Origin of the sequence: Micromonospora sp. WMMD998, from assembly GCF_029581235.1 — a bacterium.
Classification (GTDB): Bacteria; Actinomycetota; Actinomycetes; order Mycobacteriales; family Micromonosporaceae; genus Micromonospora.
Map to the genome: position 1 here is coordinate 4,017,371 of NZ_CP120740.1, position 17,917 is coordinate 4,035,287.

15 protein-coding genes are annotated in these 17,917 nt (G+C 74.2%); 10 read left to right on the top strand and 5 right to left on the bottom strand.

What is annotated here, in order from left to right:
- The first annotated feature begins 27 nt into the window (after positions 1-27).
- Positions 28-906, top strand: a complete 879-nt coding sequence (locus O7619_RS18295) for an alpha/beta hydrolase (RefSeq protein WP_282282192.1) — start codon at positions 28-30, stop codon at positions 904-906.
- Here O7619_RS18295 and helR read toward each other — a convergent pair.
- Positions 896-3,085: an RNA polymerase recycling motor ATPase HelR gene (helR, locus tag O7619_RS18300; RefSeq protein WP_282282194.1), complete on the bottom strand. Its 2,190-nt coding sequence runs from the start codon at positions 3,083-3,085 to the stop codon at positions 896-898. The genes O7619_RS18295 and helR overlap by 11 nt on opposite strands.
- 224 nt (positions 3,086-3,309) lie before the next feature.
- Here helR and O7619_RS18305 point away from each other — a divergent pair, with 224 nt between their 5' ends.
- Entirely contained in the window at positions 3,310-4,080 is a 771-nt protein-coding gene (locus O7619_RS18305) for a TetR/AcrR family transcriptional regulator (protein WP_282282196.1), read from the top strand.
- 7 nt (positions 4,081-4,087) lie between these two features.
- Here the strand turns inward: O7619_RS18305 and O7619_RS18310 are convergent, their stop codons facing one another.
- Complete coding sequence (locus O7619_RS18310; RefSeq protein WP_348774327.1) at positions 4,088-5,077, bottom strand: WYL domain-containing protein; 990 nt, start codon at positions 5,075-5,077, stop codon at positions 4,088-4,090.
- Positions 5,078-5,167: 90 nt separating this feature from the next.
- On the opposite strand from O7619_RS18310, the gene O7619_RS18315 reads away from it, so the two are divergent.
- Complete coding sequence (locus tag O7619_RS18315) at positions 5,168-5,752, top strand: DinB family protein (protein ID WP_282282200.1); 585 nt, start codon at positions 5,168-5,170, stop codon at positions 5,750-5,752.
- Between the two features lie 15 nt (positions 5,753-5,767).
- Here the strand turns inward: O7619_RS18315 and O7619_RS18320 are convergent, their stop codons facing one another.
- Positions 5,768-7,009 carry an aminotransferase class I/II-fold pyridoxal phosphate-dependent enzyme gene (locus tag O7619_RS18320; RefSeq protein ID WP_282288869.1) on the bottom strand — a complete coding sequence of 414 codons (1,242 nt, stop codon included), beginning with the start codon at positions 7,007-7,009 and terminating at the stop codon, positions 5,768-5,770.
- 72 nt (positions 7,010-7,081) lie between these two features.
- On the opposite strand from O7619_RS18320, the gene O7619_RS18325 reads away from it, so the two are divergent.
- On the top strand, positions 7,082-7,645 hold the full coding sequence (locus O7619_RS18325) for a GNAT family protein (protein ID WP_282282202.1): 564 nt from the start codon (positions 7,082-7,084) through the stop codon (positions 7,643-7,645).
- A gap of 110 nt (positions 7,646-7,755) precedes the next feature.
- On the opposite strand, the gene O7619_RS18330 is transcribed toward O7619_RS18325, so the two are convergent.
- Positions 7,756-8,577 carry an MOSC N-terminal beta barrel domain-containing protein gene (locus tag O7619_RS18330; protein ID WP_282282203.1) on the bottom strand — a complete coding sequence of 274 codons (822 nt, stop codon included), beginning with the start codon at positions 8,575-8,577 and terminating at the stop codon, positions 7,756-7,758.
- A 9-nt stretch (positions 8,578-8,586) separates the two neighbouring features.
- Positions 8,587-10,215: an acyl-CoA dehydrogenase family protein gene (locus O7619_RS18335; RefSeq protein WP_282282205.1), complete on the bottom strand. Its 1,629-nt coding sequence runs from the start codon at positions 10,213-10,215 to the stop codon at positions 8,587-8,589.
- A gap of 168 nt (positions 10,216-10,383) precedes the next feature.
- Between O7619_RS18335 and O7619_RS18340 the strand changes: the two genes are divergently transcribed.
- The 6 genes from O7619_RS18340 (at position 10,384) to O7619_RS18365 (ending at position 17,763) form a co-directional block, all read left to right on the top strand.
- Positions 10,384-11,925, top strand: a complete 1,542-nt coding sequence (locus O7619_RS18340; RefSeq protein WP_282282207.1) for an ABC transporter substrate-binding protein — start codon at positions 10,384-10,386, stop codon at positions 11,923-11,925.
- Position 11,926: 1 nt separating this feature from the next.
- Positions 11,927-12,871, top strand: coding sequence for an ABC transporter permease (locus O7619_RS18345; RefSeq protein ID WP_282282209.1), 945 nt, complete (start codon positions 11,927-11,929; stop codon positions 12,869-12,871).
- The gene (locus O7619_RS18350) at positions 12,868-13,752 is read left to right on the top strand and encodes an ABC transporter permease (protein ID WP_282282211.1); all 885 of its coding nucleotides are present in this window, start codon (positions 12,868-12,870) and stop codon (positions 13,750-13,752) included. Before O7619_RS18345 ends, O7619_RS18350 begins: the two co-directional genes overlap by 4 nt.
- 110 nt (positions 13,753-13,862) lie before the next feature.
- Positions 13,863-14,894: an ABC transporter ATP-binding protein gene (locus tag O7619_RS18355; RefSeq protein ID WP_282288870.1), complete on the top strand. Its 1,032-nt coding sequence runs from the start codon at positions 13,863-13,865 to the stop codon at positions 14,892-14,894.
- The gene (locus O7619_RS18360) at positions 14,891-15,940 is read left to right on the top strand and encodes an ABC transporter ATP-binding protein (RefSeq protein ID WP_282282212.1); all 1,050 of its coding nucleotides are present in this window, start codon (positions 14,891-14,893) and stop codon (positions 15,938-15,940) included. Before O7619_RS18355 ends, O7619_RS18360 begins: the two co-directional genes overlap by 4 nt.
- A gap of 35 nt (positions 15,941-15,975) precedes the next feature.
- Positions 15,976-17,763, top strand: a complete 1,788-nt coding sequence (locus tag O7619_RS18365; protein ID WP_282282214.1) for a gamma-glutamyltransferase family protein — start codon at positions 15,976-15,978, stop codon at positions 17,761-17,763.
- Positions 17,764-17,917: the final 154 nt, after the last annotated feature.

The window sequence follows — 17,917 nt, forward strand, 5'->3', positions numbered from 1 at the left end:
GGTACGACGGAGCAGAGAGGCACCGAGATGACCACAGGCATCACCGGATTCGACCACAAGCGTGTCACCGTCGCCGACGGCGTGGCGCTGAACGTGGCGGTGGGCGGCGCGGGCCGTCCGATCGTGCTGCTGCACGGCTTTCCGCAGACCCACCTGATGTGGCGGCACGTCGCCGCCGACCTGGCCGCCGACCACACGGTGATCTGCCCGGACCTGCGGGGGTACGGCGCCAGCGACAAGCCGCCCGCGCACACCGACCAGACGTACGCGAAGCGGACCATGGCCGCCGACGTGGTGGCCCTGGCCCGGGCGCTCGGGCACGAGCGGTTCGCCCTGGCGGGGCACGACCGGGGCGCCCTGGTGGCGGTCCGCGCCGGCCTCGACCACCCGGACGCGGTCACCCACCTGGCGTCGCTGGACGTGCTGCCCACCCTCGACATGTGGGACGTGCTGCACGGCGTGTCCGCGTCGGTGGCGTTCCACCTCTACCTGATGGCGCAGCCGCCCGGCCTGCCGGAGCAGATGATCTCGGCCAGCGCGGACGCCTTCTTCGGCCACTTCCTGGACGCCTGGATCAGGAACCCGGAGGCCATTCCGGCGCAGGTGCGCGCCGAGTACCTGCGGGCGTCCCGGGAGGCGGTCGACTCGATCGTCGCCGACTACCGCGCGTCGGCCGGGATCGACGTCGAGCACGACCGGGCGGACCGGGACGCGGGCCGGCGGCTGACCATGCCGGTCACGGTGGTCCAGCAGGACTGGGGCGCGGCGCTCGGCTACGACGCGGCGGCCGTGTGGCGGGCCTGGGCGCCGGACCTGGACCACCGCACCACCACGGCCGGGCACTTCATGGCCGAGGAGGCGCCGGCCGAGATCAGCAAGGCGCTGCGGGAGCTGCTCACGCGGTAGCGCCACCGGCGGGGGCGGCGGGACCGCCCCCGCCGGTGAGGACGACCAGCTCGCGGGTGGCCCGGGTCATCGCCACGTAGCGGTCCACCGCGCCGGAGATCCCGTCGCCGAACGCCGCCGGGTCGACCAGCACGACCAGGTCGAACTCCAGGCCCTTGGCCAGCTCCGGGGCCAGCGACCGGACCCGGTCCGACGCCGGGAACTCCGGGGCGCCGAGCACGCAGGCGACCCCCTCGTCGTGGGCGGCGAGCCACGCCGCCACCACCGCGTGCAGGTCCGCGCGGTCACCGTGCCGCACCGGCACGTCGCCGGTACGGATGGACGTCGGCACGTTGGCGTCCGGCAGCACCGCCCGGATCACCGGCTCGGCCTCCGCCATCACCTGCGCCGGGGTGCGGTAGTTGACGGTGAGCGAGGCCACCTCGATCCGGTCGACACCGACCCGCTCCAGCCGCTCCCGCCACGACTCGGTGAACCCGTGCCGGGCCTGGGCCCGGTCGCCGACCACGGTGAAGCTGCGCGACGGGCAGCGCGCCAGCAGCATCTGCCACTCGGCGTCGGTCAGCTCCTGCGCCTCGTCCACCACCACGTGCGCGAACGGCCCGGCCAGCAGGTCCGGGTCGGCGACGGCCAGCACGCTGTCGTCGACCAGGCTGGCCCGCATGTCCGCCCCGACCAGCATGGTCATCAGCCCCTCGCCGTCGTCGTAGGCGTGCGACGCGATAAGCGCGTCCACCACCGTGTCCATCCGCTCCCGCTGCGCGTGAAGGGCCGCGTCGTTGCGGCGCCGCCGCCGGGACGCCTCCGGGTCACCGACCCGCCGCCGCGCCGCGTCCAGCAGCGGCAGGTCGGCCACCGTCCAGGCCCGGGCGTCGGCCCGTCGCAGCGTACGGATCTCGTCCACGCTCAGGTCGGGGGCGCACCGGCGCAGGTAGGCCGGCACCGACCACAGGTCCGCGACGACGTCGGCCGGGTCGAGCAGCGGCCACGCCCGGCCGAACGCGGTGGCCAGCTCGCGGTTGCCGGCCAGCGACCGGCGGACCGCGTGCTCCGGCGCGTCGCCGTCGTACCGCTCCAGCAGGATCGTGAGCAGTTCCTCCCACACGTCGTCGCGCGCCTCGTTGTGCGGTGCGCCGGGTTCGGCCGCCGCGAACGCCTCCGCCCAGTCGCCGGCGGTCAACCGCAGGTCGGCGTCCTCGACGACGACCGTCAACGGCGTCGCGGGCGGCTCCTCGTAGAACCGCACCGCCTCCTCGACCGCGTCGACCAGCCGCGCGGACGACTTCAGCCGGGCCACCTCCGGGTCCGTCTCGGCGCCCGCCGCCGCGCCCTCGGGCACCATGTCCCGGAGCGTGCAGATCTGCACGTCCTCCTCGCCGAGGCTGGGCAGCACGTCGGAGACGTAGCTCAGGTACGGCTGGTGCGGCCCGACGACCAGCACCCCGCCGCGCCGTTCGCCCAGGCGCGGGTCGGCGTGCAGCAGGTACGCGGTGCGGTGCAGCGCGACGACGGTCTTGCCGGTGCCCGGCCCGCCGTCGACGACGAGCGCGCCCCGGGAACCGGCCCGGATGATGGCGTCCTGATCGGCCTGGATGGTGCCGAGCACGTCGCGCATCCGCGCCGACCGGGTGTCGCCCAGGCTGGCGATGAACGCGGACTGGTCGTCGAGGGCGGCGTGCCCGGTGAGCCCGTCGGCGGTGAACACCTCGTCCCAGTAGTCGGTGATCCGGCCCAGGGTCCAGCGGTAGCGGCGGCGGCTGGCCAGCCCCATCGGGTTGGCGTGGGTGGCGCCGAAGAACGGTTCGGCGGCGGGGGAGCGCCAGTCCAGCAGCAGCCGCCCGCCCGCGCCGTCGGTGAGGCCCAGCCGTCCCACGTACACCGGGTCGGCGCCGTCCGCGCCGACCATCCGGCCCAGGCACAGGTCCACGCCGTACCGGCGCAGGGTACGCAGGCGCACGGTCAGCCGGCGGATCTCCTGGTCCCGGTCGACGGCCTGCCGGCCCTTGCCGCCGGCGGCCCGGCGTGCGGTGTCGAGCCGGTCGGACAGGTCCGCGACCGACCGGCGCAGGCTCTCCGCGATGGTCGCGAAATGCCGCTCGTCGTCGGCGACCAGGGCCGGATCGGCCTTCGCCGAGAGTCGGTCGGGAAGATCGAAGACGCTTGTGGTGGGCGGGTTCACGGGCGTTGGGCTCCGATCTGCGGGCATGCCAGGGCCTCCGCTCTTCGCGGCTTTTCTCAGGTGCGGGGAATGGGCTTCGGCCGGCAATTCTGCGTCACCATCGGGGGCTTGCCGCAAGACCGGGGGTGCGCTATATGTTGGTAGTGGCGGGAGGTCCCGCCCTTTTTTGTGCGCCCGTCCCGTCGGCCGCGTGCGGATTCCGGGATCGGTAGGATGACGGCACCATGTCGACCGACCGCAGACGCAAGGCCGACCCCGCCCGCAGCCTGGCCCTTCTCTGGCGCACGCGGGAGCCGACCAGCCGCGGCGCCGGGCCCGGCCTCAGCGTCGACCGGATCGTGCGGACGGCCGTCGAGATCGCCGACGCCGAGGGCATCGACGCGCTCACCATGCGCCGGGTCAGCGACGCGCTCGGCGTCGGCACCATGTCCGTCTACACCTACGTGCCGGGCAAGGCCGAACTGCTCGACGTCATGGTCGACGCCGTCCTCGGCGACCTGCCCCGCCCGACCGACGTGCCGGGCGGCTGGCGTGGCCGGCTGGAACGCATCGCCCGGGACAACCTGGCGCTCTACCGCGCCCACCCGTGGTTGCTGCGCGCCGAGACCACCCGGCCGGTCCTCGGCCCCAACGTGCTCGCCAAATACGACCACGAGCTGCGTGCGGTCGCCGACATCGGGCTCGACGACGTGGAGATGGACGCCGTGCTCACCCTCGTGCTCGGGCACGCCAAGAGCGCGGCCCGGGCCGCCGCCGACGTGGTCGAGTTGGAGCGCGAGACCGGGATGACCGACGACCAGTGGTGGCAGACCCACGCGCCCTGGTTGGAGAAGTTCATGACCGCCGGCACGTTCCCGCTCGCCGCCCGGGTCGGCACCGCCGCCGGCATGGCGCACGGTGCGGCGTACGGGCCGGACCACGCGTTCGAGTTCGGTCTCCAACGGGTGCTCGACGGCATCTCGGTGGTGGTCGCCGAACGGTCGACGGCCGGCTGACCGGCCACTATCCGTCGTCCGGGCGACGCGCGGCGGCGGCGTAGCGCCGGGCCAGGTGGGCGAAGGCGGCCCGCAGCTCCGGCGGGCCGACCACCTCGATGTCGGCGTCGTAACGGCCGAGCACGGCGGCCAGGCCCGGCCAGGACCAGGCGCCCAGCACCAGCCGGCAACGGTCCGGGCCGAGTTCCTCGACCAGGCCGTCGCGGGTCCAGGTGGAAACCGTCCGGGCGGGCAGGTCGAGGATCACCTCGCCCCGGCACGGCCAGTCGCCGCCGCCGCCACGGAACCGCCCGGCGACGAACGCGGCCACGTCCCCGCCGGGCAGCTCACGCGGGGTGAACCGGGGGCCCGTGGGGGTACGCGGACGGAGCCGGTCGACGCGGAACGTGCGCCAGTCGTCGCGGTCCAGGTCCCAGGCCACCAGATACCAGCGCCCGCCCCAGGTGACCAGATGGTGCGGCTGCACCCGGCGGGGGAGCGGCGCGCCGTCGGTCGGGTCGGCGGTCGGCGCGGGCGGGTAGTCGAAGCGCAGCACCTCCCGGGCGTGCACGGCGGCGCTGAGCGTCATCAGCAGGGCCGGCTCGACCCGGGGCTTCGCCGGGGCGCCGGCCCGGTCCACGGCGACGACCCGCAGGGCGTCGACGCGGTGGCGCAGCCGCGCCGGCATCACCTGCCGGACCGTGGTCAGCGCCCGCGCGGCGGCCTCCTCGATGCCGGTGACCGTGGTCGCGGCGGTCTGCAACGCCACGGTGAGCGCGACGGCCTGCTCGTCGTCGAAGAGCAACGGCGGCAGGGCCGAGCCGGCGCCCAGCCGGTAGCCGCCGTCCGGCCCCTTGGCGGCGGAGATCGGATAGCCCAACTCGCGCAGCCGGTCGACGTCCCGGCGCACGGTGCGTGGGCTGACCCCGAGTCGTTGGGCCAGCACCGCGCCCGGCCAGTCGCGGCGGGCCTGGAGCAGGGACAGCAGGGAGAGCAGCCGGGCGGAGGTCGTCGACATGGTCCGCATTCTGCCGGCAGTAGCGGACACAACCTGTCCGCTATGGCTGCGACGGTGTGACCCGTACCCGATCAGGACCGGAAGGAACCGATGACCATGACCGTCCCGACCACGAACCCCACCGCGCTCGACGCCGAACGGGCCGACCTGCTCCGCGCGCTCGCCGCCGCCCGCGCCGCGCTCACCGCCACCGTGCGCGGCCTGACCGACGCGCAGGCCGGCGAACGCCCCACCGTCAGCGCGCTCTGCCTGGGCGGCGTGCTCAAGCACGTCGCGTCCGGCGAGGAGGACTGGCTGCGGTTCGTCACCGAGGGGCCGGCCGTGATGACCTTCACCCTGCCCGACGGCGTGACCTGGGCGGACTTCATGGCCGGGACGGCCCGCGAGCTGCCGCGGTGGGCGATCGACCGGGAGCGGACGTTCCAGATGCTGCCCGAGGACACGCTGCCGGCCATCCTCGACCGGTACGCCCGGGTGGCCGCCCGCACCGAGGAGATCGTCGCCGCCGTCGACGACCTGTCCGCGACGCACCCGGTGCCCGACGTGCCCTGGCAGGAGCCCGGCACCGTGCTGAGCGTGCGCGAGGTGCTGACGCACGTCATCGCCGAAACCCGCCAGCACACCGGGCACGCGGAGATCCTGCGCGAGACGCTCGACCAGCAGCACGCCGGCTGAACCCGCCGGGGCCGGTCAGGCGGCGGCCGGCCCCACCGCCCGGCCCATCCGGGTCACCGCCTCGGTCAGCACGGCGGGCGAGGTGGCGAAGTTGAGGCGCACGAAGCCGGCGCCGCCGCTGCCGAAGACGTGCCCGGAGCTGAGCGCCACCCGGGCCTCGTCGAGGAACATCCGCGCCGGGCCGGCCAGGTCGGTGACCACGCCCGGCCCGTCGCCGGAAGCCTCGGTCGGCACGCCGAGCCGGGTGCAGTCCAGCCAGGCGAGATAGGTGCCGTCGGGCGGGTGCCAGGAGACCTCGGGCAGATGCTCGGCGAGCAACGTCCCGAGCAACGCACGGTTGGCGTCGAGCCCGTCGAGGAGCTGGTCCAGCCAGGGCCTGCCGGCGCGGAACGCGGCGGTGTGCGCGAGCACGCCGAGGTGGCTGGGGCCGTGGCTGACCTCCTCCGGCATCCGGGCCAGGTCGGCGGCAGCCGCCGGGCCGGCGACCGCCACCGCCGCCTTGAGACCGGCGAGGTTCCACGCCTTCGACGCCGACAGCAGGGCGAACGCGCCCTCCGCGCCGGCGACCGTTAGGTACGGGGTGAACCGCGCACCGGCCAACGCCAGCGGTGCGTGGATCTCGTCGGAGACGACCCGTACGCCGTGCCGGGCGGCCAGCTCGGCGACGGCGGCCAACTCGTCGGGGCGGTGTACCACCCCGGTCGGGTTGTGCGGGTTGCAGAGCAGGAACGCGGCCGGGCGGCCACCCCCGCGCGCCCGGCGGAACGCCTCCTCCAACGCGGCGTGGTCGATCCGTCCGTCCGGCCCGAGCCGGGCCTCGACCACCCGCCGGTCCGCGTGCGTCACGAACCCGTAGAACGGCGGGTAGACCGGGGAGCAGACCACCACCGCGTCGCCCGGGTCGGTGACCAGACGCAGCACCTCGACCACGCCCGTCATCACGTCGGCCACCAGCGCGCTGCGCCCGACCGGGAAGTCGGCCCAGCCCCAGCGTTGCGCGGCGAACCCGGCGAGCGCCTCCGCGTACGCCGTCCCGTACGCGTAGCCGGTGTCGCCCAGGTCGATCGCGCGGCGCAGCGCGTCGGCCACCGGCGGGGCCAGCGGCACGTCCTGCTCCGCCACCCACAGCGGCAGCACGTCCGGCGGGTGCAGCCGCCACTTGACGCTGGCCCGCCGCCGGAGCTGATCGAGCGTGAGCCGGGTGAGCGGATTGCCGTCATCGTCGGTGCGCTCGCTCATGCCGTGCTGGTTGGGCATGCGCTCGTGGCCCTCGCTTCGCTCGGTGCGCTCGCTCATGCCGCCCACCCTAGGCCTGCCTACCATGGCCCGATGACCCGCCTGACGTACCCGCTGCGCACCCCGCGGCTGCTGCTGCGTCCGGTCACCGCGGACGACATCGACGACGTGCACGCCTGGCAGCGCCGCCCCGACGTGGTCCGCTGGATGCGCGGCGCGCAGCCGCGTACCCGGGAACAGTCGCGGGCGTCTGTGGCCGCGATGGCCGGCGAGGACGCGCTGCGCGTGGAGGGCGACTGCCTGACACTGGCCGCGGTCGCCGGGGCCCGGGTGGTCGGTGCGGTGGAGCTGGTCTGGCGCAGCGCGGCCGACCGCACCGCCGAACTCGGGTACGTGTTCCACCCCGACCACGGCGGCCGTGGGCTCGCCACGGAGGCGGCCTCGGGGCTGCTGGACTGGGGTTTCGGTGAGTTCGGGCTGCACCGGGTAGTGGCCCGGTGTCACGCCGGCAACGAGCCGTCCGCCCGCCTGGCCACCCGGCTCGGCATGCGGCGGGAGGCCTGGCACGTGCGCAGCTACCGGTTTCGGGGCGAGTGGGCCGACCAACTCGTCTTCGCCGTCCTGGCCGACGAGTGGCGGGCTCGGCCGGAGGGATGATCCACTCCACTTCGGCGAAGTGGTGCCATCCGCGCGCTCGGATACCGCCACGTCGCCGAGATGGTGTCGATCAACGCCTCGATCGACGCCTCGATCGATTCGCCGGGCCGTCAGCCGGCGACGACCGGGTCGCCGACCCGGATCTCGCCGGTGGTCACCGGCACCAGCCGGATGCCGAACCAGGTCTTCCCGTCCCGCCGCCGGTGCCGGGCCAGCGTGCGGATCGGCTCTTTGCCCCGCGTCAGCGTCACCGGGTCGATCAGGGTGAGCTCGCAGCGGTCGCAGCGCTCGGCGACCCGGAGGTCGACCGCGCCGATGCGCAGCCGGGTCCAGCCGTCCTCGGCGAACGGCTCGGCCGGCCCGTCCAGCACCACGGTGGGGCGGAACCGCGCCATCGGCAGCGGGCCCGGCGCGGACTCGCCCCGCTCCCGCGCGCCCTCGGCGATCCAGTCCCGCAGCCGGCGCAGCGACGGCACGGTGGCGACCAGCAGCGGGCCGGCGTCGGCGAGGTTCAGCGGGTCGCCGGGCCGTCCGCCGTGGTCGGTCGCCACCGAGCGGCGGCGCGGGTCGTCCAGCCAGCCCAGCCGCACCGGCTCGCCGAGGCGGGCGGAGAGCCAGGCGTGGGCCTCGTCGCCGGCCAGCCGGACCGTGTCCAGCCGGGACACGGCGGTGGCCGCGGGCGGCCCGTCCACCGGCTCGGCGACGGTCACCGACGCGCCGTCCCGGTCGGTCAGCGTGATCGACCCGCCGCCGGGCACGGCGGTCAGGCCGAGCATCCCGGGCGCGGTGCGGGCGGTCAGCGCGCCGCCGTCGGGCCGCAGGAGCACCCACCGGCGGTCGTGGCGCAGCCCCCACGGCTCGACGACCGCCCGGTCGACGTCGACGCCGCCGAGGGACTTGACCGGATACAGGTGCACCGACGCGAGTCGCATGCCGCGACCCTAGCCGATCTTGGGGGTGGCCCGGTCGATGATCGCGGCGAGGTCGAGGCCACCCGGCAGCGTGCCGTACGCCTGGCCGTGGTCGCCGTCCAGCCGGGACGCGCAGAAGGCGTCCGCGACGGCCGGGTGGCCGTGGCGCACCAGCAGCGCGCCCTGGAGCACCAGCGCCAGCCGCTCGACCACCCGGCGGGCCCGCGACTCCAGGTCGCTCCGGTCGGACAACTCGTCGCGCACCCGGCGGACCGCGGCGTCCAGGCGCGCGTCCGCGCCGGCCACCGACGCCACCTCCGTCTCGTACGCGGCCAGCACCTGCGGCTCGCGGGTGAGCGCGCGCAGCACGTCAAGCGCGGCGACGTTGCCGGAGCCCTCCCAGATCGAGTTCAGCGGCGACTCGCGGAACAGCCGCGGCATGCCGGACTCCTCGACGTAGCCGTTGCCGCCCAGGCACTCCAGCGCCTCGGCGGCGTGCCCCGGCCACCGCTTGCACACCCAGTACTTGCCGACCGCGAGCGCCAGGCGCTTGAACGCGGTCTCGCCGGCGTCGCCGCGGGCCGACCGGTCCGTCGCGCCGGCCAGCCGCATCATCAGCACGGTGGCGGCTTCCGACTCCACCGCCAGATCGGCCAGGACGTTGCGCATCAGCGGCTGGTCGGCCAGATAGCGGCCGAACGCCCGCCGGTGCGTGGCGTGGTGCACGGCCGTGGTGACGCCCTGGCGCATCCCGGCCGCCGCGCCGATCACGCAGTCCAGCCGGGTCAGGTTGACCATGTCGATGATGGTGCGCACGCCCCGACCCTCGTCGCCGACCCGCCACGCCACCGCGTGCTCGTACTCGATCTCGGCGGAGGCGTTGGAGCGGTTGCCGAGCTTGTCCTTCAGCCGCATCAGCCGCATCGGGTTGCGGCTGCCGTCGGGCAGCACGCGGGGGACCAGGAAACAGGTCAGCCCGTCCGGCGCCTGGGCGAGGGTGAGGAACAGGTCGCACATCGGCGCCGACGTGAACCACTTGTGCCCGACCAGCCGGTAGCTGCCGTCCGGCTGAGGTCGGGCGGTGGTGGTGTTGGCGCGTACGTCCGAGCCGCCCTGTTTCTCGGTCATCGACATGCCGGCGAGCAGGCCGCGCTTGCCCAGCGGCGGGCGGAGCCCGAAGTCGTACTCGGTGGTGGTGAGCAGCGGCTCGTAGCGCGCCGCCAGCTCGGGGCTGTGCCGCAGCGCCGGGATCGCCGCGTACGTCATCGAGATCGGGCAGCCGTGCCCGGCGTCGGACCGCCACACGTAGAAGCCGGCGGCCCGGGCCACGTGCGCGCCCGGCCGGTCGTCGGCCCACGGCGCCGCGTGCAGGCCGTGGCCGACCGCGGTGCGCATCAGCTCGTGCCAGGCCGGATGGAACTCCACCTCGTCGACGCGGTGGCCGTACCGGTCGTGGGTGCGCAGCACCGGCGGGTGCTCGTTGGCCAGCCGGCCGTGTTCGGCGGCCGGCTCGCCGCCGGCCAGCCGGCCGAGGTCGCGCAGCCCGGCGGCGGCCCAGTCGGCGCCCTCCCGGGCCAGCCCGTCGAGCAGCGCCGGGTCGTCGGCGGTGTCGTACCCGACGAGCGGTGGGACCTGGTTGACGACCTCGTGTGTGGTCACGGTGACACTCCCGGCGCACGGTGGCGGAAGGTGGATTGAACCATCGTTCAAACCCGGCCGGCAACCGCATATGGACCAGTCGGTTTGGCTCGATTCGTTTGACATCATCCCGCCCGGCGAGAAGACTCGCCGAAACTTTCTTTTGTTCGGAGAGCGGCAGGGGGGCCAATGTCCAGGAAGAAGATCGGCGTGATCGGCGCCGTGCTCACCCTCACGGTCGGCGTCCTGTCCGGATGCACCGGCGGTGAGAGCGTCGACGTCGGCGACGACGGGGGGAACGCCGGCGGCGCCGGAGGTGTCCTCAACGCCGCGATCGGCGGCGAACCGGACCAGCTCGACCCGCACAAGACCTCGGCCTACTACAGCTTCCAGGTCCTGGAGAACGTCTACGACACCCTGGTCGAGCCGGACGCCGACCTGAAGATGGTGCCCGCGCTGGCCACCAAGTGGACCACCAGCGAGGACCAGTTGACCTGGACGTTCACCCTCCGCGACGGCGTCACGTTCTCCGACGGCTCGCCGCTGACCTCGGAGGACGTCGTCTACTCCTATGAGCGGATCATCAAGGAGAAGCTCAACAACGCCTACAAGTTCGACACCGTCAAGTCGGTGACCGGGCCCGACCCGGCGACCGTCGTGGTGACGCTGAAGGCGCCCACGCCGAACCTGCTGGCCAACCTCGGCGGGTTCAAGGGCGTGGCGATCGTCGAGAAGGAGAACGTCGAGTCCGGCAAGGCGAAGACCGCCCCGGTCGGCAGTGGCCCGTTCAAGGTGGCGAGCTACACCTCCGGCGACAGCATCAAGCTGGTCCGCAACGACGCCTACTGGGGTGACAAGCCGAAGCTGGACGGGGTCACCTTCACCTTCGTCAAGGACCCCACGGTGGCGTTGCAGAACCTGCGCAGCGGTCAGGTCCAGTGGACCGACAACCTGCCGCCGCAGCAGGTGAAGTCGTTGCAGGACGGGGACGACCCGGTGGTCGAGTCGGCGCCCTCCACCGACTACTGGTACGTGGCGCTCAACGAGGCCCGCAAGCCGTTCGACAACCCCGAGGTCCGGCGCGCGATCGGCTACGCCCTGGACCGCGAGGCGATCACCAAGGCGGCCAAGTTCGGCCTCGCCACGGTCAACCAGACCGCGATCCCGAAGAACAGCGCGTTCTTCTACGACTACGCGCCCTACTCGCACGACCCGGGCAAGGCCAAGCAGATGCTCGGCCAGGCCGGCGTCACCAACCTCACCATGGACCTGATGGTCACGAGCGAGTACCCGGAGACGGTCACCGCCGCCCAGGTCATCGCCGCGCAGCTCAAGGACGTCGGGATCACCGTGAAGATCCGGACGCTGGACTTCGCCCAGTGGCTCGACGAGCAGGCCAAGGGCAACTTCGACGGGTTCATGCTGGGCTGGCTGGGCAACGTCGACCCGGACGAGTTCTACTACGCCCAGCACCACACCGGCGGCGCGTTCAACTTCCACAAGTACAGCAACCCGGCCGTGGACAAACTGCTGGACCAGGCCCGCACCGAGACCGACCAGGACGCCCGCAAGCAGGCGTACGACCAGGCGGCGAAGCAGATCGTCGACGACGCCAGCTACCTCTACCTCTACAACCCGGACGTGGTGCAGGCGTGGTCGAAGAAGGTCTCCGGCTACGACGTCCGCAGCGACCGGGCGATCCGGTTCCGCACGGTCGCCCTCGGCAAGTGAGATGACCCGTTTCGTCCTGCGGCGGCTCCTGCAGTCCGCGGTCGTGCTGCTCGGGGTGACCCTGGTGGTCTTCCTGCTGCTGCAACTGGTGCCGGGCGACCCCGTCCGGGTGGCGCTCGGCACCCGCTTCGACCCGCAGACGTACGAGGCGCTGCGCTCCCGCGCCGGCCTGGACCAGCCGCTTCCGGTCCAGTACGTCAGCTATCTCGGCCACGCGCTCACCGGTGACCTCGGGGTCAGCTTCCGCACCGGCCAGCCGGTCAGCCGGATCGTGCTGGGACGGCTGCCGGCGACGTTGTCGCTCGCCGTCACCGCGGTGGTGTTCGCTCTGCTCGTCGCGTTCCCGTTGGGCATCGTGGCGGCGGTGCGCAGCGGCTCGGTGGTCGACCACGCGGCCCGCGTGTTCAGCCAGTTCGGCGTCTCGGTGCCCGACTTCTGGATGGGCATCATGGGGATCATCCTCTTCGCCGGCGTGCTGGGGTGGCTGCCGCCGTCGGGTTACGTCGCGTTCACCGAGGATCCGGGCCGGTGGGCCTCGCACGTGGCCCTGCCGGCGGTGACCGTCGGCCTGGTCACCGCGTCGATCCTGACCCGGTTCATCCGCTCGTCGGTGCTGGAGGTGCTCTCCGCCGACTACGTGCGCACCGCCGAGGCGAAGGGGCTGCGCAACCGGGTGGTGATCCTGCGGCACGTGCTGCGCAACGCGCTGATCCCGGTCGTCACCGTGGTCGCGGTGCAACTGGCGAGCCTGCTCGGCGGCGTGATCGTGATCGAGGTGCTGTTCGCCTGGCCCGGCATCGGCCGGCTCACCTTCGACGCGGTGCAGGCCCGCGACTACCCGGTCCTCCAGGGGGCCGTGCTGCTCGTCGCCGCGCTGTTCCTGCTGGTCAACCTGTTGGTGGACATCCTCTACGCCCGCCTCGACCCGAGGATCACGGTCAAGTGAGCGGCGCATCGGAGAGCACCGGACGCCGGGTCCTGGACGCGCTGCGCCGCGACCCGCTCGCCGTCGGCGGCACGATCGTCCTGCTGCTGCTGGTCGTGGTGGGCGTCGCCGGCCCCTGGCTGGCCCCGGCCGGCGTCAACGACGTCGACGTGGACCAGATGCTGCGACCACCGAGCGGGTCGCACCTGTTCGGCACCGACGAGTTGGGCCGGGACGTGCTGAGCCGGGTGCTGGTCGCGGCCCGCGTCTCGCTCGAGGTCGGCGTGGTGAGCGTCGGCATCGCCCTGGTGGCCGGCGTGACGCTGGGGCTGTTCGCCGGCTACTACCGGGGCTGGCTGGACAGCGTGCTGATGCGCTGCATGGACGTGCTGTTCGCGTTCCCGGTGCTGCTGCTCGCGGTGGCCATCGTGGCGGTGCTCGGCCCCGGCCTGCTCACCGCCATGGTCGCCATCGGCGTGGTCTACACGCCCATCTTCGCCCGGATCACCCGGGCCGGCGTCCTGTCCGTACGCGAGCAGGTCTTCGTCCGGGCGGCCGTCTCCATCGGCGCGTCGGACCTGCGCATCATGCGCCGGCACGTGCTGCCGAACATCGCCGCGCCGCTGATCGTGCAGACGTCGCTGTCGCTGGCGTTCGCGATCCTCTCCGAGGCGGCGCTGTCCTTCCTCGGCCTCGGCATCCAACCACCGGCCCCGGCCTGGGGGCGGATGCTCTTCGACGGGCGCGGGTTCGTCACCGACGCCTGGTGGTTGGGCGTGTTCCCGGGCGCGGCGATCTTCCTGACCGTGCTCGCGTTCAACCTGGTCGGCGACGCGCTGCGGGACGTGCTCGACCCGCGCCAGCTCACCGTCAGCGAGGCCCGGAGGAGCACCACCGCATGAGCGAGCGCACCGAGCGAAGCGAGGGCCACGAGCGCATGCCCAGCCAGCACCGCATGAGCGAGCGCACCGAGCGAAGCGAGGGCCACGAGCGCATGCCCAGCCAGCACCGCATGAGCGAGCGCACCGAGCGAAGCGAGGGCCACGAGCGCATGCCCAGCCAGCACAGCAGCGACGAGGCCGTGTTCTCGGTCGAGGACCTCACCGTCACCGTCGGCACCCGGCGCGGGCCGGCCCGCGCGGTGGCCGGGGTGTCCTGGCAGGTCCGCGCCGGGGAGACGTTCGCGCTCGTCGGCGAGTCCGGCAGCGGCAAGAGCATGACGCTGCTCGCGGCCACCGGCCTCGCGCCGCGCGCCGCGACGGTCACCGGCCGGGTGCGGCTGCTCGACACCGAGTTGAGCGCGCTGCCCGACGACCGCCGGCGCAAGCTGCGCGGCCGGCACGTCGGGTTCGTGTTCCAGGACCCGATGACGTCGCTCAACCCGGTGCTGCCGGTGGGCCGGCAGGTCACCGAGGCGGCCGAGGAGCACCTGGGGCTGACCCGACGTGCCGCCCGGGCCCGGGCGGTGGAGCTGCTCGACCTGGTGGGCATCCCGTCCGCCGCGCAGCGGGTGGACGCCTTCCCGCACCAGTTCTCCGGCGGCATGCGCCAGCGCGTCGTCATCGCCATGGCGCTTGCCTGCGAGCCGGACCTGCTGATCGCCGACGAGCCGACCACCGCGCTCGACGTGACCACCCAGGCGCAGATCGTCGAGCTGGTCGCCGACCTGCAACGGCGGCTCGGCACCGCGGTCGTCTGGGTCACCCACGACCTGGGCGTGGTCGCCGGCATCGCGGACACCGTCGCGGTGATGTACGGCGGGCGGATCGTCGAGCAGGGCCCGGTCGACGACGTGTTCGACGCGCCGGGCCACCCGTACACCCGGGCCCTGCTCGCGGCCCGGCCGGACCCGGACCGGCGGGGTGAGGATCTGGTGGCCATCCCGGGCGCCCCGCCGAGCCCGCTCGACCTGCCACCCGGTTGCGCGTTCTGGCCGCGCTGCCCGGTGCGCGCGGACCCCCGGTGCGAGCACGAGCTGCCCCCGCTGACGCCGGTCGGGGCCGGGCACACCGTCCGCACCTTCTACCCGGGAGAGACGCCATGACAGCCGCGGACGTGGTGGCCGAGCTGGACGACCTGGCGGTGCACTTCCCGACCCCGGCGGGCCTGGTCCGCGCCGTGGACGGCGTCACCCTGGCGGTACGCCGGGGCGAGACGCTCGGCCTGGTAGGCGAGTCGGGCAGCGGCAAGTCGACGGCCGGCCTGGCGCTGCTGCGACTTGTCGACCCGACCGCCGGGCGGGTCCGGGTGGCCGGCACGGACGTGACCCGCCTGTCCCGGCGACGCCTGCGCGGCATGCGCCGGCACGTGGCCATGGTCTTCCAGGACCCGCAGGCGTCGCTGGATCCGCGTCGCACGGTCGGGGACAGCATCGCCGAGCCGCTGACCGTGCACCGGCTGGCGTCGTCCGCCGCCGCCCGCCGGGACCGGGTGGCCGAGCTGCTGGACCTGGTCGGCCTGCGCGCCGACACCGCCGGCCGGCATCCGCACGAGCTGTCCGGTGGCCAGCGCCAACGGGTCGGGGTGGCCCGCGCGCTGGCCGGCGAGCCGGACCTGATCGTCCTGGACGAGCCGATCGCCTCGCTCGACCTGAGCGTGCAGGCGCAGATCATGAACCTGCTCCGGCACCTGCAACGCGACCTCGGGCTGACCTACCTGTTCATCGCGCACGACCTGTCCGCGGTGGAGCACATGAGCGACCGGATCGCGGTGATGTACCTCGGTCGCATCGTCGAGACCGGCCCGCCGGAGCGCATCTACCGGCAGCCGGCCCACCCGTACACGGCCGCGTTGCTGTCGGCGGTGCCGGTGGCGGATCCGCGGGTCGAGCGGGAACGCCGCCGCATCGTGCTCTCCGGCGACATCCCCAGTCCGGTGGACCCGCCCAGCGGCTGCCGCTTCCGGACCCGCTGCCCGCAGGTCCGCCCGGAGTGCGCCGAGACCGACCCGGCGCTGGCCGAGGTCGCCGCCGACCACCACGCGGCCTGCCTGTTCCCGCTCGACGGCGAGCGGCACCCGGCCGACGGGCCGGCGGCGCGCGCCACCGGCGAGGCCCGCGACGCGGGCGAGCCCGCCGCCGGCACGGCGTAGGCTCACCGGGCCGCCGTCGCACGCAGGAGCCGCCGATGACGTTCACCACCCGGCCGACGCTGCGCGGCACGTTCGGCATGGTCTCCTCGACGCACTGGCTGGCCAGCCAGTCGGCGATGGGCGTGCTGGAGCGGGGCGGGAACGCCTTCGACGCCGCGGTCGCCGCCGGGTTCGTGCTGCACGTGGTCGAGCCGCACCTCAACGGTCCCGCCGGTGAGGTGCCGGCGGTGCTGGCCACGGCCGGCGATCCCACGCCGAGGGTGCTCTGCGGCCAGGGCCCGGCGCCGGCCGGCGCCACCGTCGCGCACTTCCGGTCGCTCGGTCTGGACCTGGTGCCCGGCTCCGGCCCGCTGGCCGCGGTGGTGCCCGGCGCGGTGGACGCCTGGCTGCTGTTGCTGCGCGACCACGGCACCCGTTCCCTCGACGAGGTGCTGGCGCCGGCGATCGGCTACGCCGCCGCCGGCCACCCGCTCGTCGGCGCCGCCGGGCAGACCATCGACCGGGTCCGGGCGCTGTTCACCGAGCACTGGCCGACCTCCGCGCAGCTCTGGCTGCGCCACGGCCGCCCACCCGCGCCGGGGGAGATGGTCACCAACCCGGCGTACGCGCGGACGCTGCGCCGGCTCGTCGACGCCGGTCGGGCGGCCGGGGCGGACCGGACCGCGCAGATCGAGGCGGCCCGGCGCGCCTGGCGGGAGGGTTTCGTCGCCGAGGCGGTCGACCGGTTCAGCCGTCTTCCGTTCCGCGACTCCAGCGGCCGGGCGCACGCCGGGCTGGTCACCGGCGACGACCTGGCCGGCTGGTCGGCCACCTGGGAGGAGCCGGTCACGCTCGACTGGCGCGGGCACACGGTGGCGAAGACCGGCTTCTGGGGCCAGGGGCCGGTGCTGTTGCAGACGCTTGCGACGCTCGACGCGCTCGACGACCCCGCGGCGCTCGATCCGTCCACCGTGGACGGGATGCACGCCCAGGCCGAGGCGCTCAAGCTCGCCTTCGCCGACCGGGAGGCGTGGTACGGCGACACCGACGTGCCGGGCGGGGCGCTGCTGTCGCCGGCGTACGCGCGGGAGCGGGCCGCGCTTGTCGGTGACCGGGCCTCGACCGCGTTACGCCCGGGCCGCCCGGCGGTCGCGTCGCCGCGACTGCCGGCACACCTGCACGCCGACGCCGCCCGGCGGGCCGGCCCGCCGGACCCGACCACGGGCGAGCCCACGGTCCGGGCGGACGGGGTGACCCGCGGCGACACCTGCCACGTCGACGTGGTCGACCGGTGGGGCAACATCATCTCGGCCACGCCGAGCGGCGGGTGGTTGCAGAGTTCGCCGGTCATCCCGGAGCTGGGCTTCCCCCTGGGCAGCCGGTTGCAGATGTGCTGGCTGGAGGAGGGGCTCGCCTCGACGTTGCGGCCGGGCCGGCGTCCGCGTACGACGTTGAGCCCGACGCTCGTGCTGCGCGACGGCGAGCCGGTGCTGGCCTGCGGCACGCCCGGCGGTGACCAGCAGGACCAGTGGCAGTTGTTGTTCCTGCTGCGCCACCTGGCCGGCGGGTTGGAGTTGCAGGAGGCGATCGACGCCCCGGCGTGGCACACCACGAGCCTGCCGGCGTCGTTCTACCCCCGCGAGATCGAGCCGGGCGTGCTGGTGGTGGAGGACCGGATCGACCCGGACGTGCTGGCCGCGCTGGGCGCGCGGGGGCACACCGTCCGCCGTTCCGGCCCGTGGAGCCTGGGCCGCCTGTGCGCGGTCACCCGCGACCCACGCACCGGCGTCCTGTCCGCCGCCGCCAACCCCCGCGGCGCCCAGGGCTACGCCGCGGGCCGCTGACCCCCGCCCCGGCCGCCCCGCCCCGCCCCCCGCCCCGTCGATCTTGGACTTGTGGTGCCATGGTTTGCGTTTTGCGCCCCTTTTGTGAGGTGCCACAAGTCCAAGATCTGTGAAATCGGGGGGATTCGCCATCTGACCATCGGACCCCGCGTGC